At 39.1% G+C, this 24,380-nt stretch carries 23 protein-coding genes; 12 read left to right on the top strand and 11 right to left on the bottom strand.

Going from position 1 to position 24,380, the window contains the following annotated elements; translation table 11 throughout:
* Window positions 1-6: 6 nt before the first annotated feature.
* Complete coding sequence (locus tag HMPREF9447_RS02765) at window positions 7-3,168, top strand: ATP-binding protein (RefSeq protein ID WP_044137360.1); 3,162 nt, start codon at window positions 7-9, stop codon at window positions 3,166-3,168.
* Window positions 3,169-3,246: 78 nt separating this feature from the next.
* On the opposite strand, the gene HMPREF9447_RS02760 is transcribed toward HMPREF9447_RS02765, so the two are convergent.
* The 11 genes from HMPREF9447_RS02760 to HMPREF9447_RS02710 form a co-directional block, all read right to left on the bottom strand.
* Window positions 3,247-4,167: a DUF5106 domain-containing protein gene (locus tag HMPREF9447_RS02760; protein ID WP_009127861.1), complete on the bottom strand. Its 921-nt coding sequence runs from the start codon at window positions 4,165-4,167 to the stop codon at window positions 3,247-3,249.
* Window positions 4,164-4,454 carry a hypothetical protein gene (locus tag HMPREF9447_RS02755; protein ID WP_009127859.1) on the bottom strand — a complete coding sequence of 97 codons (291 nt, stop codon included), beginning with the start codon at window positions 4,452-4,454 and terminating at the stop codon, window positions 4,164-4,166. Before HMPREF9447_RS02755 ends, HMPREF9447_RS02760 begins: the two co-directional genes overlap by 4 nt.
* Window positions 4,455-4,476: 22 nt before the next feature.
* Window positions 4,477-6,096: a fimbrial protein gene (locus HMPREF9447_RS02750; RefSeq protein ID WP_208860734.1), complete on the bottom strand. Its 1,620-nt coding sequence runs from the start codon at window positions 6,094-6,096 to the stop codon at window positions 4,477-4,479.
* 16 nt (window positions 6,097-6,112) lie between these two features.
* Window positions 6,113-8,059, bottom strand: a complete 1,947-nt coding sequence (locus tag HMPREF9447_RS02745) for a hypothetical protein (protein ID WP_009127854.1) — start codon at window positions 8,057-8,059, stop codon at window positions 6,113-6,115.
* A gap of 23 nt (window positions 8,060-8,082) precedes the next feature.
* Window positions 8,083-9,090 (bottom strand): FimB/Mfa2 family fimbrial subunit, encoded by a 1,008-nt coding sequence (locus tag HMPREF9447_RS02740; protein WP_009127852.1) that lies wholly within the window; start codon window positions 9,088-9,090, stop codon window positions 8,083-8,085.
* 80 nt (window positions 9,091-9,170) lie between these two features.
* A complete protein-coding gene (locus HMPREF9447_RS02735) occupies window positions 9,171-10,874 on the bottom strand; it encodes an Mfa1 family fimbria major subunit (RefSeq protein WP_009127849.1) in 1,704 nt (567 codons plus the stop codon).
* 59 nt (window positions 10,875-10,933) lie between these two features.
* Window positions 10,934-12,064 (bottom strand): DUF3868 domain-containing protein, encoded by a 1,131-nt coding sequence (locus HMPREF9447_RS02730; RefSeq protein ID WP_009127847.1) that lies wholly within the window; start codon window positions 12,062-12,064, stop codon window positions 10,934-10,936.
* Window positions 12,065-12,071: 7 nt separating this feature from the next.
* Window positions 12,072-12,665, bottom strand: coding sequence for a DUF3575 domain-containing protein (locus HMPREF9447_RS02725; RefSeq protein ID WP_009127846.1), 594 nt, complete (start codon window positions 12,663-12,665; stop codon window positions 12,072-12,074).
* A 185-nt stretch (window positions 12,666-12,850) separates the two neighbouring features.
* Complete coding sequence (locus HMPREF9447_RS02720) at window positions 12,851-13,732, bottom strand: AraC family transcriptional regulator (RefSeq protein ID WP_009127844.1); 882 nt, start codon at window positions 13,730-13,732, stop codon at window positions 12,851-12,853.
* Between the two features lie 840 nt (window positions 13,733-14,572).
* The gene (locus HMPREF9447_RS02715) at window positions 14,573-15,274 is read right to left on the bottom strand and encodes an epoxyqueuosine reductase (protein WP_009127842.1); all 702 of its coding nucleotides are present in this window, start codon (window positions 15,272-15,274) and stop codon (window positions 14,573-14,575) included.
* A complete protein-coding gene (locus HMPREF9447_RS02710) occupies window positions 15,271-16,398 on the bottom strand; it encodes a GyrI-like domain-containing protein (RefSeq protein WP_009127840.1) in 1,128 nt (375 codons plus the stop codon). Before HMPREF9447_RS02710 ends, HMPREF9447_RS02715 begins: the two co-directional genes overlap by 4 nt.
* A 746-nt stretch (window positions 16,399-17,144) precedes the next feature.
* Here HMPREF9447_RS02710 and HMPREF9447_RS02705 point away from each other — a divergent pair.
* The 11 genes from HMPREF9447_RS02705 to HMPREF9447_RS02655 all read left to right on the top strand — a co-directional run bounded on the left by HMPREF9447_RS02705 (window position 17,145) and on the right by HMPREF9447_RS02655 (window position 24,288).
* On the top strand, window positions 17,145-17,954 hold the full coding sequence (locus HMPREF9447_RS02705) for a helix-turn-helix domain-containing protein (RefSeq protein ID WP_244267573.1): 810 nt from the start codon (window positions 17,145-17,147) through the stop codon (window positions 17,952-17,954).
* A 187-nt stretch (window positions 17,955-18,141) separates the two neighbouring features.
* Window positions 18,142-18,534, top strand: a complete 393-nt coding sequence (locus HMPREF9447_RS02700; protein WP_009127836.1) for an SH3 domain-containing protein — start codon at window positions 18,142-18,144, stop codon at window positions 18,532-18,534.
* A 76-nt stretch (window positions 18,535-18,610) separates the two neighbouring features.
* Complete coding sequence (locus tag HMPREF9447_RS02695; RefSeq protein ID WP_009127833.1) at window positions 18,611-18,883, top strand: TfoX/Sxy family protein; 273 nt, start codon at window positions 18,611-18,613, stop codon at window positions 18,881-18,883.
* A 77-nt stretch (window positions 18,884-18,960) separates the two neighbouring features.
* The gene (locus tag HMPREF9447_RS02690) at window positions 18,961-19,503 is read left to right on the top strand and encodes a GNAT family N-acetyltransferase (RefSeq protein WP_081589741.1); all 543 of its coding nucleotides are present in this window, start codon (window positions 18,961-18,963) and stop codon (window positions 19,501-19,503) included.
* Window positions 19,500-20,432 (top strand): hypothetical protein, encoded by a 933-nt coding sequence (locus HMPREF9447_RS02685; RefSeq protein ID WP_009127827.1) that lies wholly within the window; start codon window positions 19,500-19,502, stop codon window positions 20,430-20,432. The genes HMPREF9447_RS02690 and HMPREF9447_RS02685 overlap by 4 nt, the downstream gene beginning before the upstream one ends.
* A gap of 2 nt (window positions 20,433-20,434) precedes the next feature.
* Window positions 20,435-21,232 carry a helix-turn-helix domain-containing protein gene (locus HMPREF9447_RS02680; protein ID WP_009127826.1) on the top strand — a complete coding sequence of 266 codons (798 nt, stop codon included), beginning with the start codon at window positions 20,435-20,437 and terminating at the stop codon, window positions 21,230-21,232.
* A gap of 70 nt (window positions 21,233-21,302) precedes the next feature.
* Window positions 21,303-21,671: a DUF6463 family protein gene (locus HMPREF9447_RS02675; RefSeq protein WP_044137658.1), complete on the top strand. Its 369-nt coding sequence runs from the start codon at window positions 21,303-21,305 to the stop codon at window positions 21,669-21,671.
* An 11-nt stretch (window positions 21,672-21,682) separates the two neighbouring features.
* Window positions 21,683-22,132 (top strand): GNAT family N-acetyltransferase, encoded by a 450-nt coding sequence (locus HMPREF9447_RS02670; protein WP_009127822.1) that lies wholly within the window; start codon window positions 21,683-21,685, stop codon window positions 22,130-22,132.
* Between the two features lie 74 nt (window positions 22,133-22,206).
* Window positions 22,207-22,755 (top strand): CDP-alcohol phosphatidyltransferase family protein, encoded by a 549-nt coding sequence (locus HMPREF9447_RS02665; RefSeq protein WP_008777580.1) that lies wholly within the window; start codon window positions 22,207-22,209, stop codon window positions 22,753-22,755.
* A 57-nt stretch (window positions 22,756-22,812) separates the two neighbouring features.
* Entirely contained in the window at window positions 22,813-23,499 is a 687-nt protein-coding gene (locus HMPREF9447_RS02660; protein ID WP_244267572.1) for a CPBP family intramembrane glutamic endopeptidase, read from the top strand.
* 126 nt (window positions 23,500-23,625) lie between these two features.
* Entirely contained in the window at window positions 23,626-24,288 is a 663-nt protein-coding gene (locus HMPREF9447_RS02655) for an epoxyqueuosine reductase (protein WP_009127818.1), read from the top strand.
* Window positions 24,289-24,380 lie beyond the last annotated feature (92 nt).

Below are 24,380 nucleotides of genomic sequence, written 5' to 3'. Positions count from 1 at the left end.
TTCAATATGAAACTTAACTTTTTATACAATATGCCTTCTTTATTACGTAAAATCGGTCTTCTTTTGATCACGCTTATATTTGTGTCGGAGATTCAGGGCCAAACCGCCCCGGATAATCAGCCTTCTAATTTCATGGGCGATTATCTGCTGGTCCTCAATACATATACCTCGGATGCACCGTGGAGCAACGCTATTATCGAACCTATTCACAAACAGTTTTCAGCCGGTCATAATACTACCATTTTCATCGAACACATGAACATGCTGATGGTGAACGACACGGTTCAGTTCGACCGTATGGCAAACGCCCTTTTCGATAAATACTCGAACAGGATTCCGAAAGCCTTGCTCCTGTTGGGCAATCCATCTTTGCTCTTTAAAAAAGCAATCCGTGCCCACTGGGGTGACATCCCGATGATCCTGTGTGCGGAAGAAAATTATATCGGACCCGACATGGCCTATATTGAGAAACGGCCTCTTTCGCCGCAGGAACGTGTGAAACTTGTGACGCTTACAGATCAATACAACCTGACGGTGCTTCAAATCCCAATGTTTCCCAAAGAAAATGTCGCTATGCTAAAGAAAATGATCCCCGGGTTGAAAAAAGTCTGGTTGGTCGGCGACGGTCGTTACGTTAACCAGCAGCTTAGCTACGATTTGGAACACCTGATGGCACAGGAATATCCTCAGCTTGAGTACCGCTTCCTTTCAGCTGCTGACATGTCGTTAAATGAGCTGTTGGGGCAATTGGATTCTGCCGATATCGCCTCTACCGGTGTGCTTTTCTCCTCTTGGTTCCGGAAGTCGGAGTTAGTGGGGAGCCCGGTCATCAATGCCAATTCGTTCCGGGTAATATCCAATACTCCGGTTCCTGTTTTTGCGCTCAAAAGTCCCGTAATGAACAACAGCGGAATGGTAGGTGGCTATTTCTGTGATCCGAACGCATTCGAGGCACATTTGTTACAGACTATTTCATCGGTTCTTGCCGGGAAATCCCCTCGGGAAATTCCCTTTTATCATTCGGCGGCAATGCCTTTTTTCAATTATCCAGCCCTTGTTGCGAAAGGTTTTACGGCAGATGATTGTCCGCCCGAAAGCATATTCATCGACCGCCCGCAAACTTTCTTCCAACAGCATCGTCTGCTCTTTATTGCCGGAAGTATTTTAATTCTGGGGTTGTTGCTTTTTTATTTTCTCAATCATCGCATTCGCACGCTGAAAGCCCTCAATACAGCCCAGAGGCGGGAGTTTGAAACCAGCAGGGAATTTACCAACCTGTTCGATAATATGCCGGTCGCCTATATGCAGGCGAAACTCATCCGAGGGGGAAATGGGGAGGTCATAGACCTGGAGATCGGTCGGACAAATGGCCGTTTTACGACGTACTTTACTCACGGGGTTGAAACGGACAGTTATAAAGGTAGCGAATTCTTCGGTGCTGATCTGGAGGTTACTCTGCGTCTTGCAGTATTAGCGGATACCGAAAAAAGGGCCATCACTTATACGCAGTATTTCTCAGAGCAGGGGTTTTACCAGAATGTCGTAGTAACGCCGGCCGCAAAGTTGGGGTATGTCGATGCCTACTATGTTGACGTTACTGAGCTGCACAACGCCCAGCAGAAACTAAATACCACGAATCAAAAACTGGCGCTGGCACTGGAAGTGGCCAGTATCGTTCCATGGAACTGGGATTTGTGTGAACATAAAATCCTGTGCGACATTAACCGTCCGGTAGAATTGAGCAATATCGGACATGAAATTGACGAGGAAAAATTATCTGTTCCCGATTCGCAGTATTTTTCCAAAATACATAAGGAGGACCGTCACCGGGTCGAACAGGCATTTCGAGATTTGATCGAAGACCGCTGTCCTAAAGTGCATGAAGAGTACCGGGTTTTAACGCGCGACAAAAACGGCCACAGGATGGACTGGGTCGAGGCTCAGGCCGCCGTAGACAAACGCGATGAAAATGGTAAACCAATCACGCTGGTCGGTTCATCTCTCGTCATCACGCAACGCAAAAAAATGGAATACGAGCTGATCGATGCCCGCGATAAGGCCGAAGAATCGAATCGGCTTAAGTCGGCATTCCTTGCCAACATGAGCCATGAGATACGTACTCCATTGAATGCCATTGTAGGCTTCTCAGGATTGTTGAATACGGCGGAGGAAGCCGCAGAACGCGAAGAGTATGTCCGGATTATCGAAAATAATAATGAATTGCTGCTGCAATTGATCGGCGACATCCTCGATCTGAGTAAAATTGAGGCCGGAACACTGGAGTTCGCCGAAACTCCCGTCGATGTGAATGCCCTGATAAAGGAGACGATCAAAACGATGCAGTTGCGGGCCGAAGACAAAGGTCTGACGGTTCGGTTGAAGGACAGCTTGCCCGACTGCATCATCAAGACAGACCGCAATCGTCTGAGCCAGTTGCTGATCAACCTGACCACCAATGCCATTAAATTTACCGAAGAAGGAGGTATATCAATGGGATATACGGCGCAGAGGAAGGAGGGAATGCTTCGTTTTTATGTAACGGATACCGGCTGCGGTATTCCCCAAGAGAAACAGGCCGATATTTTCATGCGCTTTGTCAAACTCAATGGATTTGCGCAGGGGACAGGTCTGGGCCTGCCTATTTGCAAAACCATCGTTAACAAAATGGGCGGCGAAATCGGCGTGGAATCCGAACCGGGCAAAGGTTCGACTTTCTGGTTCACGATCCCGAATATTCTGGCGAAAAAAGAGAATAAACCCCAACAGGAATATACGCTTCAGACCGTACTGAAAGATAAAATCACTATTCTCGTCGCTGAGGACAACATGAGCAATTACACTCTGTTCGAGACAATCCTTAAAAAAGATTATTGTGTCCTGCACGCATGGAACGGTGAGGAAGCTGTGGAGTTGTTCAAAAATCACAGTCCGCATATCGTACTGATGGATATCAATATGCCTGTAATGGATGGCTATGAAGCCACCGCCGAAATACGCAAAATTTCAAAGGATGTACCCATACTCGCTGTTACGGCTTATGCCTACGCTTCCGACGAGCAACGCATTCTCAGCCAGGGATTCGACGGATACACCCCCAAACCGATCAACGCCAAGGTGCTTCAGTCAATGATTGTCGACCTTCTGAGTACCCGGTTGATGGTCTTATAAAAACTACTCAATCATGAAAACTGCATCAGCAACCCGGCCCTCGAAGGTTGTGTTGCTGACCGGCAACGGATGAGTTGATTATGTATGCGGCAGGCCAACCTCCTTCAATAAATAATTGGTAACTTCACTTATAGATGACGGCTCTTTCAATAATACTTGCTTGTCCGCGCCCAATAAATATAGCGAAGGGAGAGAACGCAAAAAATAGAGTTCTTTTTCAGTCAATACGCTCCTTGAATCATAACCGTTTACCCATGTGGAAGGAAGAGAATTCTGATATTCCCACCACGTATCCATATCACTTTCCGTACAAATCGCAACCAAAGCAAGTTGCGGCAAAGCCGGTTCACTACGTTGCAGCAAAGAGTTTATTACCGGAGATTCAGATAGCTGCTGTATATAGCTCAAGCAATGCATACAATCCGGATCGTAAAACAACAACAATGTATATTGGGCAGGAATGCCCCATAGGTTCTGAAGTTCTCCGGCAGGAAGAGTGAAGCTGAAATCGGCAGCTATATCTCCCGTCCGATTCTTTTTAAGCATCTTCAATTGATACAGCGGACGTACGCGCATCATTCCATTCAGATGTCCGGAAACCAATGCTTCCTCCAATACTGAAATATAATAATTATCATTCCGTATCGGCGAGTCCGGCTCGTACAAATGATGTTCCAGCCGTTGCAGGAGCCAGCGACTTACGGAATCATCAGCTCCGTATTTTGCTACTAACTTCCGGACACTTCCGCACGCTTCCTCTTCAGTGAGTTGGGGCAAACCGGCAAGATAATCCACCAGCATTGCTTCAGCAACCTCCGGCTTATCCATCAGCATTGAATCTGTGAAATCATATTTATCTCCCAAATGCTCAATGCTTCCGGTATCCTGCTTCCGATCCGTTATGCAGGAGCAAGCACCCCAAAAGATACCCAAAGCAATAAATAAGGACTTCAAGGCTTTCTGACGAAATCTTATTATGACATATAGCTTACTCCTCATTTTGATTGGCAAAGCAGTGTTGCCGGAACTTTCACCTGTATATAATCATCTCCTGCAAATACCAGGTTCTCTTCAGAAAGCCGTAATAAATACTCGTCGGGAATAGATATATGAGTCCCTGCTGCCGACTGCTTGTCATCTTCCACAATATGCAACTCCGGATAAAACTGGTGTACATAATAGGCTGAGCGCCCAAAAGCTTTCCATACATCTCCTATATAATATATGTAGATGCGACCCTTGTTGTCCTTTTCTCTTAGTTGAATAGTCTTCATTTTATCATTCATATGTTTTCCCCTTCTGATTGTTTTAGTTTGCTTCTTGTCGAATAATGATTTGACTGTATCCATTATTTCCAAATAGCTGTACGGTAGCTGTACGAGATGATCCCGTATTATTAGCCAATACATGGATGAAAATATAGTTGTTATCCGAATCCAATTGCTTGTAAAGAGTTGTCCCCTCGTGACGCTGGGCCGCAAGACCAACCCAAGAAGAACCGAGCACCACTTCACCATAACTCGTATTGGGCATTGCAAGTACCGAATATGTACTATTCACAGAAGGATAACGATCTATGGTAATACTTTTTTGTAGAACACCATATTGAATAACACTGGTAAATCTATATTCCTTCCCTTCCATACCGGCCGAATCGACGAAAAATAACTCCATTTCTATAGGACTGTTCGGAGTATCGGTACATTGCTTCATTCCGGTAATTAGAGGACTAGTCCACTTTTCTCTGGCAATCACCACTCCTCGATCTTTATCTGGATAATCAGGATCAAGTGTCGTATTATTCTTTAAAGAAGCATCACGGATAGTACGGTAAAAGTTTCCTATCGGATAATAATTTAAACGCTCACTATCATATATTTTCCAAGACGAATTGGTGAATCCCAGTTGATAACCATTCTGTAGATATGTTTCCCGGTAAGTCGTACTACCCGTAAAGTCCAAAATAGTAAATGCTTCCATATCATTCGAAAAGCCATTCATTTCCGCCTTTCCCGGCGAATCGGCACCTGTTCCCGAAACACTACGGATATCAAGTTTATAATAATTGTTACCGTCAATGGAAGTCAGCGGAGTTTTTACACCACTCCCGTCTACTGTATATAAGCGGAGTTTATAATATCCTGTCGTAGTGTTTCCGTCTTTTGCCGTATATTCTCCACCTACCAACACATGAAAACCTTTATGAACATCCGTTCCTATATTCTGTATTCGATAAAGATAATCCGGAGACGATTCGGTAGACGAACCGATCACCGACTTTGTTTCAGGACTTACATAACTTTTTTCAAGCAATAGAGGTGCTGATGTCGGGCAGTTCTTCCACTCTACGTAATTCAGTTTAAAATTAACTGCCGTCACTCCGACACTAAACTTTGCCACATTCCGTTTCAGATTAATTATTCCGTCAACTCCATTACTACTCAAGGCATTGCTGATAATAGTGGCATTAAGAGCGGAAAGTGTTATTTTTTGTGTAGCCATAACAAATAGGGGAGATACGGACGCTTCCCCACTTGTACTCACTTGATTTTCCAAGTCCTGCAATGTTTTTATGGTTCTCTTATCCATCGGATAGTTAGCAACCATATAGAGTGTATGCTCACCGGAAGCTGAGGGAATACCCACCGTCATCTTGTATTCTGTTCCCGTCCATTCCACAGCAGGCTGCTCGTGCACAACCACTTGTCCGGCAGCATTAAAAATGAAAAAGTCTATACTTCCTATTTTTTCCGTGTCATCAGGTTCAGTTACTGCACGGGTTCGGACTAATGATTCCTCTTGTACATTCAGTTTTAACACAACCTGTTCCAGTTCACCGGACTTTCCTCCGGTAACCTCGGACGTCTCGTCCACACAAGCTAACAGACAAACGGAAAAGAATATCCAAATTAGCCCTATATATCTCATATTATACTTCATATCCTTAATAACGTGATTTTACACAACGCACCGTATGTGTCTGATTTCTTAAGTCATCTGTTGTCTCGCTCCCATCCGGATCGGGGATAGTAGCTACAATAAGTGTATCGTTTTCTTTACCCCAATAGCTGTCAGAAAAGAAATTGTTCGGCAGTCCGTTGGTTCCCGCATACTTAAACACATAGTCCGTTTCCTTTCCTGTAGGAAGCCTCCAACCACTTCCCATCGCAGTACAGACTTGTGGGGCTTCGTCTTTCGAAATATCCTTTATGTCTACATCCGAGACTATAAAATCTGAAAGTTCAGGCGGACGGACATCAAGTACACAATAGTATGGATAAGAGCTTTCTTTCGAGATATTCCCGAAATAACTTTGTCCTGCTAAATAAGCATTTTTTGCACTAACTTCTTCAATACACCATAGAATTAGTCCACCACTCGCCTGATTCTCCGCAATCGTTGCAAGTCTCCAACAACCCTGTCCTCTAACCGGATCGTCTTTTGCGCCTACATAATAGGCATTGCATCCTGTGGGGTTAGCCTGCTTTCTATATAAGGCTGCATTATAAATACCAACGTTAGTCGTATTGGCAGAGCCTGGATATCCCATGGCATACGCCCAATTAGTCTTACCTTGTTGCGAAGAAGAGATTTCTCTCTTAAAAAGTTTCAGATCCAACTTAACCGAAGCCATTCCCGACATTAGTGTAGCAGTATATGTAATATCCGCACCGGTGTTCCAGTTCCCCTTTTTAAAACCTATCCGGCCACTTCTTTTAGTTTCATCATCATACTCTATGTCCATGCTTAGCTGATTGTCAAGCGTCACTCCATTCGGAAGCTTGACTACCACTTCATCACTACAGACAAAACGTGTATAAGTAAAGAAGCGGATAGACTTAACATCAATCTCACGCGAACTCAATGCAATAAAACCTGCCCCCGGTATTTCTATCGGCACGTTTATCTCCGACCAACCGGCAACTCTTGCACTGGCTTCAAGCAATTCTTCGCCATATCCGGTGATAGCTCGGATAGTCAACTTATAATGACGGTTACGAGTAACGTTCCACTCTGTAGAATGAGAGTCAACAGAGTTCATCGCGTCACCGACAGGCAAAGTGTAGATATGAGTTACGCTATTTGCCTTCCCCTTAATGCGAAGTATCGTTCTATAGTCATTATTCCCTATCAAATGCTCCGGTAAATAGATTTCACCGGAAAACCACGTGAAACGATTCGCTATAGTACTTGTATTCTTTAAAGAAAAACTAAGATTATCCAGATAGCCTTGATCCGAGTCATATTTCTGCGGGATTAAACCGATGGATTTAGGAATATAAGCTATCTCCATCGATTCAAAATCAAGATGCACTCCTGTAGACGTTGTCCCACCTTCCATGACCTCCGTGCTCAAATCGAAATCAACACTCAATTTTGCCATGACATGCTGTAGTTTTATCTCCAACTTCGATACGGACGAAGTTTCTCCATCCAGATATATTTCATCTTTACTTTTCACCCTCACATTGAGTAACTGCTTGTAGAGCACAGTAGTCGGACTACTTTCAGCGTTCATACGGATGGTTTTCAAATCGTCCGGTGACTTCACGCCCGAAAGATCCACAGGCTCGTTACCGATTACATAGATATCATTGTAACCCGCATAAGTAATGGTCGTATAGTCTTTATTCACATCTACCAATTCGTTACTTATCAATACTTTGGGATCATAAGGTTTGGAGTTGCGTGTGGAAAAGATGATAACACGCAACTTCGATAACCGCGTGTCCAGCCCTACGGAAAGTTTAGGCAATATATTGATGGGAATCTCCGTTCCACTGTCCTGTCCCTTCTCATCCAAGGGGTGTTCCAAATCAGTGGTACAGGCGGTCATCAACCATAACAGCAGCGGTATCAAGCCCAATTCCGATAAATACTTTATTTTCATGTTCTTCTATGTTAAATGTGATACTACATTCCGGTGTCCTGCAATATGATTTTCCATCCGGCTACCGTAATGGCTGCCTGCATAAATGTATCCGTATTGCCGTCCAAATCATCTACCAGTGAAAGTTCTATCTCGTAATAATCGCGCCGGTCGAGGTCTTCTTGAATACGGGTATATGGATGCTCCCGAATCAGACTGACCAAGTTGGAACGATAGAGTTCCTTTACGCTTCCGTCTTCCATCGGACGTTCTACCAGCAAAGTCAGTTCTTCTCCCTCTATCAGACGCATCAATGAGAAATCCTCTGCCCGTTCATTGTGGTTGTCATTGATGATGGTTTGATGGGGATAATATATCAGTTCGTTGCCCGAAGCAACTACGGAATTGTCAAATTTATAAGTCGCCCCTTTAGGGTCGACCACGCGGATACGTACACCGTCCGCACAGGCATGAATACATGGTATTCCGCTTTGTTCAAACCACTTGACTGTCAGATTCAGCCGGTTTTCATTTTTCATAAGTGAAAGGATATCGGTCTTGTCAATAGACTCATCCACTGTTATTTCTTTGATTGCGTGAAAGACAGGGGTCAACTTTTTATCCACGCTTTGATTTTCAATAGCTTTTAGTGAAAGTAACCCTTCTTCAATGGTCGTTTTTCCACTCACAAAAGCAGGTTTTACTATTACTTCATCAGACAGGTTTCCCCAAGCTACCAGCGTATAGTTACCTTCAGGAAGTTCCGGTTCAATACGAAAGTCCTCTGTAAAAGGAGCTTCGCTATTGGTAATGCATTTCACAAAGTATCCGGTTGAATCGAACACATATAAATCAACTCTATGTACATCAGTACAGAAACGATTGGAATGTTCTGTGTCGGTATGATTCACATACTCAAATGCAATAGAGTAAGAACCTGTAGGGCAACCGGAAAAATCCTCTTTTACACATCCCGCAGCAAGCCATGACAACATCCATAGGAGTACGGCTATTCCGGCATACCGGTACAATATTGTAAATTTGAAATGCATCTTATTTCTTAATTTATGATTTTGAGAAAGTTCTTCTCCGGGCGTAACTCCGGAGAAGAGACTTCTTTAACATTCTATTATTAGTTCAAATCAGCTTCCTGATTCACCTCTTTCCATTCTTCAACAGTGATATGAGCCTGCATATGCGTTTGTTGGCTGATCGGAGTTTCCGGGTCCACTGTGACATCAGGTTCGTTCGGGTATCCAATACCTGAAATTGACTTCACATTCACTTTATACAGGTTGTTGCGGGTAACCGAATAACGTAAGTTATTATTTTCCAGGTATGAATTATCCTGTATGTTGATACGATAATGAGTTACCCCATTAACATATTGCAGATATTTCACTGTCTCTACGACGGTTTTATCATAACCGCTCTTGTCATCATTCTGAACATTTTTAGAGATAACACAGGTTTTATAAATACCGTCATCAGTACCGATAGCTATGCTATAATAAGTATTTTTACCTGTGTTAGGATCAAATAAAGGCGTTACAGCATCCTTACCAATATACTCTTTCAAGCCACTTTTAACTAAATAGGTCTTCAATGTCGTATTCATACCATGTTTCAGGCGGTCACTCTCTTCGGTAACAGACAACGGTACAGCATAAATTTCAGAACCCCAGGCAGGAGCATACATGAATATAGCAATCTCATCGGAAGTACCCTTAAATCCATACACATACTCGCCTTTATCGTTCACATCCGTAATCACCAAGTCTCTGTTCGGCTCAAATTTCCCCTTTACAAGTACATAAGAAGTATTCCCGATAACAGGTGTTGCATTGGCATTTTCCGGTATATATATACTGTTAGGTGTTGCAGCTTGTGCCACGACCTCAAGATCCGGTGTATTTACTTCGTCAAACACTTCAAAATCCGCCCACTTTGAAGTTATATTTGTCGAGCTATACAGTGGAGTCAGCAGTGGACTGTCCGTATTTCCATGCTGGAAGAGATATACCTGTTTCGGTAAATTGCGAACAGTGAATTTAGGTTCTTTCAGAGTACCGACTGTTACTTTCTTCGATAAATCATTACCCTGCACTGCCATATAAACCAATGCATCCGCATCTGCATAAGTCGTTTGCAACTTGGCTGTTGTACGATAAAGGGAAATATCGAAATGATTGAATTTGGCAGGATCTAAGCCATCATAATTGTTTCTTTCAGCATCAGCCTGGGAGATACCCGGTTGCAAGGTAAAGCTGGACTTGGACAACAGATTACTCATTAAAAAACCATTATCTGCCGGAACGTCCGTACCTTGCAGGTTCTTATATCCTTCACCTGCACGGGCAATAGCTGCCTCTCCATGAGCAAGACGTCCCGGAGTGGTATATAATTCCATTAACTGATTTTGAAATGCAGCAAGTGTTGTGCCTGCAGTCGGTGTCGGATACCAATCGTTACCTTTATTGGCAACTATCAGGATTGTTTTCTGACCGGAAGTCAGTTTCATCACTTCGCTGTGAAATACTCCATCACTATTAGCGGTGACACCACCATTAGGAGGAGTGGAAGTTTCAAAAACTCCATTAGCAAATACATACACATGGATATTCTTCACACCTTTCTCTTCGTCGGCAGTAGCACGTGTGTGCTTCACACCATCCATTTTGAAAGAGAAACGCGCATAAGTAGACACACCTTCCACTACTTCGGTGTTTCCATTATTACTACCCGGATTTTCTGTGGGTAATTCTTCGTTACTACAGGCGGTTAACACCAATGTTACCATTGTAAAGGCACCAACTAATAAATTGTTTTTTCTCATTTTTGTTACATTCAAAATTAAAGTAATTCTAATTATTTATCTATCTGATTCAGTTTATGTTATTGGGATTCTTTCTTGCGATAATATACCTTTATATACCCGGCACGACGTAGCTCTGGAAAAAAATGTTCTTTCATATACCGGTATGGTATTCCCTTATTCAGTTTCATCAAGTGTGTTTCACGTCCATGCAGAATCGGTATATCATCTATGATGCGTATAATTTCTTTTTTATCAGACATTTCTGATTTTTCGACCTGATAGCGCAGCTCATCCCATCCTTCGCCACCGTTTACCAGTTCAAAGCAACTGTCGGGAAGCGATATATGACTGAGAATGTATTGTTTCATTGCTTCGCAGCGAAGTCCTGCCAGTTTTACGTTATACACATAGCGTCCTTCAGGAGACGAAAGTCCCAGTAACACAATATGTACTATTTCCGCTTCCGGGTCATTATGTATTTGGCGGGTTACATCTATCACATGACGCAATACTTTTTCATTGTCCAAGTACTCACGATCTATCTCTGCTTTATCCCATTTAAAAAATATTATTTGAGCTTTTTCCTGTTCCCCTACTACTATTTTCTGTTGGGGGATATAGTTCTCTATAGATTCTACAAAGTTTTCGGTTTGTGCCAGACGTTCAGTGATACCCAAAGTGACCGGCGGTTGTTTCGGCGCTATGACAACCTGTGGTTTTTCCACGGGTAGCTCTCCTGCAAAAGAGCAGGTGTACAGTTCGCGAACCGACAATTCACGTTCCTTGCAACAGTTCCGGAGCCGACTGCGCATAACAAGAGTGGCAGCCTGCATCCAGGACTGATAAGCAAATGTAGAAGAATAAACTAACGTGTCTTTATTGTAAATTGAGACGTGAGTATCACCTGTTGCTTTATCAAGTATCTGTTTGCGACGGGCACTCAAAGCACTGACACGGCCATAGGCATATATGGGAGAAAGGGGATATTGTTCGTCTCCATCTCTCGTTATCAAAACCGGGGTCATTATCAATATATCATTTGCGCCAAGCGTCTTTGCAGGAACCGACAAGCTAAATTCCAGCAGGACTTGCCCGTTTTCGTCTTTAGTTGCGATGACTTTTTCAACAGCAACTTGTTCGTGTTGCCACTGTGCTGAAATAGTACTTATGTTCAGACAGAGAATTAATATAATCAGATATTTCCTCATCTTTATATTATTTAATTATGTAAATGATAGAAACTGCGGCACGTGTAGGACCTAAATAGTTATGATTCTCTTTTCGGATGCGTTTACCACATTCTTTGCAGGGGTACACATCATAGTTAAGATGTGCATATCCTACACCCAACATTGCTTCTAAACTCCAGCGAGGCGAAAGAAGCCATTGATAACCATAACTCAATCCAGCTCCCACTACATTCCCCTGGCGTCGGTAATCGCTAAGTCCAAGATAACGAATACCCCCCATATTATATTCTCCGTAGAATGTATGCACACCGAAAAAATGTCCGTTAAAGGATTCGCATAGCCAATACCGGAGTTCAGGTTGAACCAGCCAGTGCTTCATTTTGCGGTTACTTACCCCATGCCCATTTTGACTCAATGGAAAAGGATTGTATGCTCCCCATAAATCAAGAGTCAGTTTGGGAGAAATACCCCATTCTACACCTACGTTTGGAGTCTGCATGACCCCACCATACAACAAGTTTGTTTTTATAGCTATGTCTTGCGCATTGACAAGGAAGCTTTTTGTAAGAAAGAGCACAAAGAAGAGTGTGCAGACTTTAATCTTTTTATATCTATCCATATATAGTGTTTTGTTTGAGGCTTTATTTTAATCTCTCTCTTTTAGAGAGTTACAGTTCTGAAATCAGATATGTTCCTAAAAAAACGCACCATAACCCTTGTTAAGTAAGGATTATGGTGCAAAATAAGATATTTTGTTTCTGTAAACTGCTATCTATATTGCTGTTTAAATTACCAATTTGACTACTATGAGCGAATTTTGGATATATAAGACTCTTCCTGCTTAGATATTATTTCATTCCGTAACGCAAGCGGAGTTTTTTCAAAATGCTTTTTGCATAAGCGGGTCAGATGCGAAAGAGAGGATAAATTAAATTCATCTACAATCTCATTTAGTTTGATATCCTTATCCGCAAGACGAGATTTAATATGTATCATTACTTGCTTTTGCATCCATGTATATGGAGGTACGCCAAATTCATTTAGAAATAACTTGTTAAACTGTTGGCGAGAATAGCCACACAATTTTGCAAGTTCTTGTGCGGTCCCTGCCAACTTATAAAAATCAAAAACCTTATTTCTGAAATTCAATGAGTTTCCTATAATTGAATGGAAAAGATTGGCTAATGTTTCTTTCTCATAATTGACACGCAGTATCCAAAACAACTCCTCCTGCTTTATTGTATGCAAGTGAATGCAATTTCCACCGGATTTTAAATACACTAACATTAAGTCTAAAAACATATTTAAGGTGAGACAAATAGATAAAGGTGCAAAAAAGTACTCTTTTTGAGCGTATTTATTTAAATCCATCAAAGTGGACTTGCCACATAAATGAACTATATGCGCATATTTATGAATGATGATTCTTGAATCCTCTAAAGCGCAAGAACTACAACACATATTTTTACTAATAAAGAAAAACTCTCCGGCGTTAATCGTTCTTTTATCGAAATGTTCGCAGGAGAATTCCAGTTTTCCTTTAAGGACAAACACTAAGTAATGGAATTGTGCTATTTCATTACTCAAGAATGCTTTTTGGGAGATTTCAAGATATTTAAATCCGGCTTGTCCATCATTTGCATAATGATAACAAGAAATAGGCTCTGCGATATAAAGTAATTCCATGTTTTTTTAATAAATATATTTGTTTCTGCATTTTCTTTACCATGTTATTCATTTATAGATATTTTCGATATAGAAAGGTGCAAAAAATATAATATGATTTTATACATCGACCTATAATGCTAATAACTATCTATTAGTTAGCTTTTTATATCACACGTAACTCTCTAAGAAGATATATATTGTTTTTCGATATAAAGATAATGAAAAAAAACAAAACATTTAAATTAATAACGCCAATCTACATGCTACAAATCAAATCATTTGCCTCATTAATAACTGACTGGTCTGATTCTTTTAAATAGATTAATGTTGTTGTTCCCGAAGTATGCCCTAATTCTTCGCTGATGGTTGCAATGGACACTCCTTTCTGTTTAGCTATAGTAGACCATGAAAGTTTTGCGACATAAGTCGTTAATCTTATATTCAGCGACAATCTTTCGGCAACCTTCTTTAGGTTACGGTTAATACGCGTATAAGCATTCTTATAAGATTTATTGTATTAAGAATAGTTATCAGATAATATAGTAAAATTATATTCTTAAGTAGACATTTTATAATCATTACATACATATTGTGAATATGCACGTGCTGTTAAGACATGTAGAGTGAGCTAAATTATATTACATAAATACAGAAGTAACGGTATGTTTTGTTTTGAAAAAAATAGAATATAACTCATAGCTTTGCCGAATGAACTATAAGGAAAAAGAATGGGTGGCATACAGCAAAGCATCGTTTAAGGGTGTGGGAAAAGTCATAGAGTGCTTGGGGGAGGTACTCACACAGGACAGCCATCAGTAATGGACCTATTTGTTTCTTTTCTTTTGTTGCTGTGAGGATTCAGACAATACTCCTCTTCATATATGTCTGTGTTCTGGGACAATGCACAAGGCATTTCAAACAGGTGCTACATCCCTGTATGTTAACAATTTCATCCCTTGAAACAGAGCAACTCCAAACCTTACCTTTAAGAACTTTTCTCTCGCAGATATTAACACAAGTAATGCAATTTCCGCATTTGGGATATAAAGGCTCATGCAATACCGTTTCCAGTGGGGCGTCAGTTAAAACCGTACCGAGACATTGTGCTGCGCCATATTCAGGAGTAATTAACAGGTTGTTTTTCCCAATCCACCCTAGTCCGCCAAGTAGTGCAACGGTTTTGTGAGGCAATACTGATTCTTTTGTTTCATAATTGAATACCCCATCAGCCACTAATCCTGTATCGGATTGCGATATGGCTTTATAGCCTTTCCCGCTAATGAACTTGGCTAATTCGTCTGCTATTTCTCCCGCCTTATGTTCGGTTTGCGAATATTCATCATCGTCGAAATTGTAATTATTCGCTATCCGTGCTTGTACGTAGTCGGGAATATTAAATACCGTTTTAACATATTCTGCGGTTAGCGGAAGTGCAAAAACAATGGCATTCGGGAGTTGTCTGTTTTGCTTTTCGTCTAAATGCGATATACCGACAAAGCGAATCAGTTCTGCTCCTTGATTTTTTAATTCGTTTTCTATCTCTTGGTTTAAGTATTTCATGTTTCTTTTTTTGTTATAGGGATATAAATATCTGTTATAAGCTCCGAAGCCGGAGTTTTTTGGGGAGTGTTGATGTAAGTCTCAAAGGTGAGCTGTTCCCGCAGGGTATAATCGCTTGTCGGCAACCAGTCAAGGTAAATATGGCGATACACCTTATTCAGTTCATGGTAAAACCCTTTGAAACGAAAGATTGCATATTCTCCCGCATGAATTTCATAAACGCCAAAGCCTTTCGGCGCTTCAAATGATTGCGGCAATGTTACCCCAATCATAAAACGGCATTGTTCTTCAGGCGTGATATACGGATAATCGAGAGTCAAGCTCACGTATTTAAATCCTTTTGAAGATAATTCATGTTTTTCGGAAAATTGTAGCAACTGTTTCCACAAAACAGAGTAGCTATAACTGACATTATTTGTTCTTTCCAATTTCAAGTATGCGATTCGGATACCAGATATTTTTTCAATACTTGGTTCAATTCGTATCGGATTTTTCCTTTCGGGATTGACGTTTGAATGCTTTTTGCGAAATTCCGGAATGGAACAATTGAAATAACTCTTGAATGCCCTCGAAAGTGTGTGTTTGTTCTGATAATTGATTTGATTGAGAAGTTCCGGGACACTTACATCAGTTGTTATTAGCTTAAATGCAATGTACTCTAATCTCAGTCGTTGAATGTACATTCCCATATTTTCGCCACAAACAGCCTTGAAAAGCCTGCGAAAATAATATTTGGATATACCTGCAACATGGGATAGCTTGTCGGAATCAAGGTCGTCAAACAAATGGCGGTTGATATACTCCTGAACTCTTATAATCAAATCATATTGTACATGAGCCGTATTAATCTTTTGTTTCCACCTCTTGATATTCGGAAGCCGTTTGGACATTTCCGCTCTCAATTCTTCCGAAGTGAGATTGACTCCTGTCTCTTTATAATATTCTTCGGGGAAAAGCCCCCAAAGATAAATGAGATAATCCATTGAGAAATCATAGAGTTTAACCCCGTTATGCAAGCAATAGTCGCAATATTCCGTATTTTGGTTTGCCTCAAGATTTGTATAATCTATATCTAAGGGTATTCCACACGTCTGACAATATTTTGTTTCAGCATTGATTTTCATAAATTTCCTGTTATTTAAGTGCAAAGTTAAACATTAGATTACGCAAAAGGTTACCATATATAGCCTTCTTTTAATTTTAATAATTTAAAGGGTGCTCTTAACTATAAATCAGTATTATTTTTCCCTTGCATGACTTAACTAAAGTTCTTCCTAATTTTGTGTCAGGAGATCATTAATGAAAAAAGGGAATTACTATATATGACTTGCAAGAGATGCATGTTAGTAAAGTTACTTATATCGGAGATGGTATCAAGGCCGGATTTCCAAGTCTTGCGGCTTTATCATAAACTTATGATAATTGTGTCGGTGAAGGAAATCCCGCTTGAACCCCTTCATCGACATAAGGTAATAATTGCTCATTGGAAATGTCTATTTTGAATATTTTGAGCCAATTTTTCATATAAAAGCTATTTCAAAAGTAACAAATTAGATTGATATTTGATTGTTCTTTAGGTATTATTGTGTTTTAAAGCGAAGTATTGATGAATTCTTGTCTTTCGGTTTTCATGGGTTTACTTCATCTAATATGAAAAAGAAAATCGGAGTATTTTACTGCGGCTTTTGTATAGTAAATAGGATGCTTTTATAACGATTTAGTGCTTTTGGGATAGGATTACTACAGTCTCTATGAGCCAGTTTTCTAAATAACACTTAAATCTTCATGACAAGCAATATGCGCATACTTTGAATTTTACTATATTGCAACAAATTATGATGCTATAAAGTGATAATCTAAATTATTGAAATTGGAATACAACATAAGAAGTCTATATACTCCAGTTCAGCCAGCAGTAATGGGTACTGATGGCGAGGTCTCATATGTCGAGTTACCACCTGATGCACAACTACAAGATTTTATTTATTGTTATTGGAATCTGAAGACTATTAAGCCATTAGATGATATATACAATTATCGCGTAGTTTCCGATGGGTGTATTGATATCGTTTTTAACTGTACTAATCATGATGAAGCATATATTATGGGGTACTGCAATTCTTTTGTGAAGATTGGCATTGATAAAGAATCCAATTATTTCGGAATACGGTTTCTTCCGGGTATATTTCCGTCACTATTTAATATAGATGCGTCAGAATTAAGCAACCATTACGAACGTTTAAATACCGTGCAACCTCGTATATACAATGTAATTCAACAATCGAAAGATAGATGCTTATGCCTTCAGGATTTGTGCGATGAACTCAATATCTATTTTATTAAGCACATTAATAAAATAGATAAACCTTTTGATAATAGATTTTTCTGTGCATTAGAAACTATTTTAAAAAGCAAAGGATCGATTATTATTGAGAAAGATTTGAATGATGGAATAAGTAGTCGTCATTTACAACGACTTTTTAATTTTTACATAGGAGATACAGCCAAGTCTTTTTGCCGAATTGTTCGTTTTCAAAATCTTTTAAAGATTGACCCTTCAGTTAAATTAATAAAATCCGAAAAATCATATTATGATTTTGGTTACTATGACCAAACTCATTTCATAAAAGAGTTTAAATTATTTTACGGTAAAACGCCCTCAAAGATCGCTACTGAATAAAATGTCCGATTTTTCCTATTTTTGAAAAACTCTATGTTTTAACTTCGCGGCATGGAATTACATAGCATAAAGCAACTGTCAATACTTTATGTAATAGCCAGTAAAGATGAAGTTAAATATAAACAGTAATTTAATAAATCGCTAAGAATATAAAAGCAACTATTGAAAACAACTTAATAACAAGAGAATGAAATATTTAGATAAATATATTGTTGTGTGCAAATGGGTTGAAAGCTATGAAAATCCTATTATATTAAAGAAAGATGAAAAAGTTGTAGTCAATTTAGCTATAAAAGAAACTGATCCAGAATGGGTAAATTGGGTTTGGTGCATAGCGGGCAATGGAATGACAGGTTGGGTACCTATACAAATTTTGAACGTATGTGAGACCTTACCGAATGAACGGCAAATAGCTATTGCATTAGAAGACTATTCTGCTTATGAGTTACCAGTAAATCAAGACGAGATAGTAATCGGCTCAAGATGCCTAAATGGTTGGTTATGGTGTCGAAAAGAAAATTCAACCAAGGAAGGTTGGGTACCGATTAGATGTTTAAAGCGATCTATTGAATCATTGTAGAATAAGTATTGCCGAAATGATAAAATATTACCGAATTTGTAGAAAGAAGATATATATTACGTAATCCATAGTAAAAATGGAATCAAAAATAGACAACAATTTAAGAAATGCGAAGAACATAGGTGCAACTATCGAGAAATACCTTAATGAAATTGGTATATTCACTTTAGCCGATCTTGCAGAAACAACATCTGTCAAAGCTTTTATAAAGATACGTGAACAACATCCTGAAAAGACTATACCTGTGTGCTATTATCTCTATTCTTTAGAAGGAGCTCTATTAAACTTACATTGGAATGATATTCCATCAGAATTTAAAAAAGAACTAAAAGATAAAATTCAGGATTAACTATTAGAACAAATTTGATTAGTGATTAGGCTATTAAAAAAGAATTAGCAGATTGATTCATTTTTACACTTATTGATATGATATATGAGATTACCTTTGCAAAAAACAATAAGTACATTAAAATGATACGATTACAAAATATAAACCTAACTCCACCTGAGGATATACAGCAATTAGCAAATAATCACGCTATCGCTGTAAACTTAGGGGATACCTTTCCATATCCTTATAAGATTGAAGATGCTACTACATTTCTTGATTTAGCTACAAATGGATCATTAGGAAATGTTTTCGGGATATATGAGAATAATACATTCGTTGGTTGTTGCAGCCTAATACCACAGTATGACGTATATCGTATTAATGCAGAAATTGGATATTGGATTGGAGAACCTTATTGGGGCAAAGGATATGCCACCGAAGTGGTAAGGTTATTGATAAAATTTGCTTTTGAAGAACTTGACTTATTGAGGATTTATGCGAAAATTTACGAGTATAATATAGGCTCAATGAAAGTTTTGGAAAAAACAGGTTTTGAAAAGGAGGCCATTATTAAGTCCTCAGTTATAAAAGAGGGACAAATAGTTGATGAACATTTATATAGTATTAGGAAAAAATGAAAAAAGATATAGGCGATCACATTATTAGTAAATTAGATTTGCAGGATATAGTTAAAGTGTTGTCCGATGAATTAAGCGGGTCAGAACTGAACACTGTTTTACTGGACGTTTTTAACAAGCGTGTTCAGCAGGAAACTCCCTCGTCTTTACTAAGTAAATATGAGGGCAACAAGCTTGTTAAGCCCGCCTTATTAGAAGATGTTTTAGAATATAAAGAAAATGAATTACGGTGTTATAAATTAATAGCAGATAGAGGATTTGAACCCATAGAACTTTCCCCGGTCGCTCAGTTTGGGACAAATAGTGTTATAGCAACAGTAGATCAGAAAAAAGTCCTTACTTCTTTAAGAAACACAGAAGTACAGGCAGACCCGACGAATGCAATAGCATTACATTACGCATCGTTAAAGAAAAAAGGAGAATTAGATAACAAAACCTATAATTACAGCAACATTTCACGGGTAATAAGGACACAGGTATTTAATAATCCTAATTTCACTCCTCATTTTACTGTTCTCGCCCTTATTTCATGTGGTAGAGATACTGGTAGCTTTAATTTTGAGAAAGAAGAACTATTAAAACATTTAACTACATCGTATGAAATATGTAAAAGTTACGGTGTGGAGAAAATATATTATGAGATTATTCCATGCAAAGGTTATGACAGTCAAAGCCCGCTTATAATGGAATCAATATCGTATGTCCGGGAAAAGAATAGTAATCTTGAGGTCTTGGTTATAGCACCGGAACATAATAATAACTATTACCATGGTTTCAGAATAAAACAGCAAATAGTGATCGGCGGCAATACTATTGAAATTGCTGACGGTGGATTGCTTGATTGGACACAACAGCTATTAACCAACAAAAAAGAGCGAATGATGACATTCGGGCTTGGTATTCAGGTATTATATCACCTTACTAAATAAACATGGTAAAGAGTAAAGTCATATTTGAAGATGAAGAACAGGTAGAGATTAAATATCCTTGTTTTGAATTAAAGGATATTGTTGATTATTATTTTGAAATATGTACTCCTAACAATTCTATAACTCCATTTTCACTTGTGGCTTTGCCCAATGCTAATATCTTAGTTTCAATTTATATCTCCGATAGTAGTCAGACATTCAAAGTACATCGTAAACATGGTATAATTGATACATCGGGTGATAAGATATCTGGTAGCTTAACAAAAGCGATCACTGTAATACACGCTCCCGGAACCCATGAATTTTCAATAAAATTCAAGCCGGGAGTTTTGTACTCCTGTTTGTCTAAAGATATTTCAACTTTGGTGGATAATCATTTGTCTCTGCAAAAGTATCTAAATCAAAAAATAATAGACGAACTAAAATTGAAAAGCTCTTTTGCCGAGCGAGTTCAGTTTGTAGAGAATTGGCTTTTAAGTAATATGAAAATCTTTAGTTCTGATTTCAAACTCAATACTGTAATAAAAGCAATTTACTATATCAATAATAACCGTAATTACAAATTGAACACAGTAAGTAAGGAAGTTGGTGTGTCAAATCCTACACTCAATAGATATTTCAAAGAAGTATTAGGTATATCACCCAAACAATGCTTTAAAGCTTTACGCTTTAAAACTGCATTGAAGAACTATCGTGCAAATGGTAGTTATGATTTATACGACGAATTGGGATATACCGACTTTTCCCATTTTGTAAAAGAAGCTAAAAATTTGGCAAACACAACTCCATCAGAACTATAAGAAAAAGAGAAAGTAATAAAGACTATAAAAGCACATTAATAAAATATTATCTATGACAATGAATAAAAATATGAAACTTTGGAAATACAGTGGGACATTTCTTGTTATAACAGGAGCAATCCACACAGTATATGCACTATTACTTGGGAAAGAGGACTTTACGGACATGATAAAAGATGGATTAATAAACTCCACAGATGACAGTTACAGCCATGCTTTCGCCCTTTGGTTTTTAGTATGTGGGATTATACTTATTCTTTGGGGGCTAACACTCCAATGCTATATCAAAAAAGAGCAGAAACCTGCACCTCTGATTTTGGGATATTGTATTTTGGCGTTCGCTGTGGTTGGATGTATCATAGAGCCGATTTCCGGTTTTTGGCTGTTTTTGCCGCAAGCATTAGTTATAATTGCTGCAAATAGAAAAAGGAACTTATAATAGACAACATTATGAATATAATATCAGTAAGAGAACAACCTCAATACACCCAACAAATTATAGCGTATTTACAGCAATGTTGGAACAAAATGGTGCCAATTCTATATAGCGATTGTATAAGCCATTGTGTAGATGCTCTACATCCACTGCCTCAGTGGTACGTCCTGGAAAAAGAGGGCGAATTTATCGGATGTGCGGGACTTATTACCAATGACTTTATCAGCCGAATGGATTTATATCCGTGGCTCTGCGCCTTATTTATTGACGAAAATCATAGGGGTAATAACTATGCGCAAATGCTTATAGAAAAAGCCAAAGAGGATGCTCGGAAATTTGGATTCAGGGGTTTATATCTGAGCACCACTCATGTTGGATATTACGAGAAGTATGGTTTTCGATATATTGGAGATGGTTATCATCCATGGGAAGAGCAATCACGTATTTATGAAATAGAGTTGTAGAGTATGGGACAAATAACGAAGTAGCTACAGAGGTTGACTATATGAGAACCAGCTTTGATAAAAATTATATTTGCATGAGATATATTCCTAATATACTAAGTCTAATTAGAATTCCACTGTCATTGAGTCTATTACTATTTGTAAGTAACTACTATGGATTTATGATACTCTATTCCTTATGTGGACTTAGTGATATACTTGATGGTTATGTAGCACGTAGAATGAACCTGCAAAGTACTAGGGGAGCAAAACTAGACTCTCTTGCAGATCTTATTATGTATACGGTAGTAATCATTATGCTTTGTTTATGGGATTTTAACGCATTAGCCGACTTTATACCATTTTTGATGCCTGTAGCCTTACTTCGTGGAGCTAATATCGGGATTATGTACCGCAAGTTCTATCAACTTGGTGCAATTCATACTATCGGGAATAAAATTGTAGGCTTATTAATATACTGTATTCCTTTTATTTATATTTTTATGGGTAGCTTCTCTTTCCTATGGTTTATATTACCATTCTTGATTATCGTTCCTTTCGAAGAGACTTGTATTATTCTCCAAATGAAGAAATTGGATTTGAATCGGAAAGGATTATTCTTTGCCGAACATTCTGTCGATTGAAAATAAGAAATTTTGTAAATAATAAGCAATAGAATACAAATGAAACCATTGAGATTAATGCCATCGACACTGATATTCGTATCGGCAGCCATGCTTTTGGGGGTGATGACCCACTTGTGCCTTCCGTTTCTTTCGGAAGTTGCCGGATTGGAGTCCATTATCTTCTGGTTTATTTGCGGAGGGCTTGGAGTTTTCACTCCACTTATTATTGCCGGCGTGATGATGCTTCGCAAAGAAGGGGGCAAATTCACAAAAGAGACCTTTGTGGAGCGACTACGATTCAGACCTATGACTCGTAGAGATTGGCGTTATTCACTTCTGGCGTTGGTGGTAATCGGACTCTTGACAAGTGGAATTATGATTGCGATGCAAGTCCTTTTTTCGGATTTCAACCATACTCCGTCGTTTATGACTTTGGATCCGCTTTCACCGGGAAGATATTGGCTATTGCTTGCATGGTTGCCATATTGGTTGCTCAATATCGGAGGCGAAGAGTTCTTTTGGAGAGGTGTGTTGTTACCTCGGCAAGAAAAGACTTTCGAAGACAAAACGTGGATATTACATGGCACTGGTTGGGCAATTTTTCATATAGCGTTTGGTTGGCAACTACTTGTTATGTTATTACCGCTATTGTATATAGAGCCTTATGTGGTACAAAAGACACAGAACACATGGACAGGAGTATTTCTACATGGGGTAATCAATGGTCCTAGTTTTATCGCAATAGCACTGGGGATTATTTGATATAATACAACTGCTAAAAGAATAGATAATAAAGAATTATTGGGGGAACTAGAGCATTGTTTCGGAAGTGACTGGAGAGCGAAGGTATAAGAAGTAACAGAATATTAACTAATAACACTTGAAAAAATGACAAATAAAGAGATTAAAAAGTTATGTCGCTCGTTTGGAGCTGATCTGGTGGGAGTTGCCTCGGTCGAACGGTTTGTAAATGCTCCGAAAGGATATCACCCAACCGATGTTATGCCAACGGCTAAGTCGGTCATCTCTCTTGGAATGGTTTTACCCAAAGATATTCTCGAACAGGATATACGAACATATACGGATATACGCAATGAGGCAGTTAAAAAGATGGATAAGGTTGCTGCGGATGTAGCAGCCGAACTCAAAGGACTCAAATACAAAGCCGTGTCAATAGTCTCTCTTAGCGGTAAATTCGTAGATGGACATTTCCGCTCGCGTGTGTCACTTAAACATGCTGCCGAACTTGCCGGGCTTGGAGTTATAGCTCGCAACTACCTGCTTACCAATGATAAGTACGGGAATCTGCTTTGGTTTACGGCAGTAGTAACCTCGTTGGAATTAGAGCCCGATCCATTGGCGACATACCAGGTTTGCAACAACTGCAACCTATGCGTCGATCTTTGTCCTTCGGGAGCACTCACTGACGAAAACAATTTTAGTCAAAAAGGATGCCGGAAAGTTTGCTATATTACCGTAAAAGGTGTATTGGAACTTCGTTGCTGGCAATGCCGAAATGTCTGCCCGTATAAACATGGTATAAATGATTAAAATAAATTATCTAAAATACAACGAATAATGAAACAAGAGATTCTATTTGTACTACTCAAAGACTTTGCTGATTGGGAAGAATCAGATAATAA

Origin of the sequence: Bacteroides oleiciplenus YIT 12058, assembly GCF_000315485.1 — a bacterium.
Lineage (GTDB): Bacteria > Bacteroidota > Bacteroidia > Bacteroidales > Bacteroidaceae > Bacteroides > Bacteroides oleiciplenus.
This window is presented reverse-complemented; position numbering and strand designations above follow the sequence as displayed.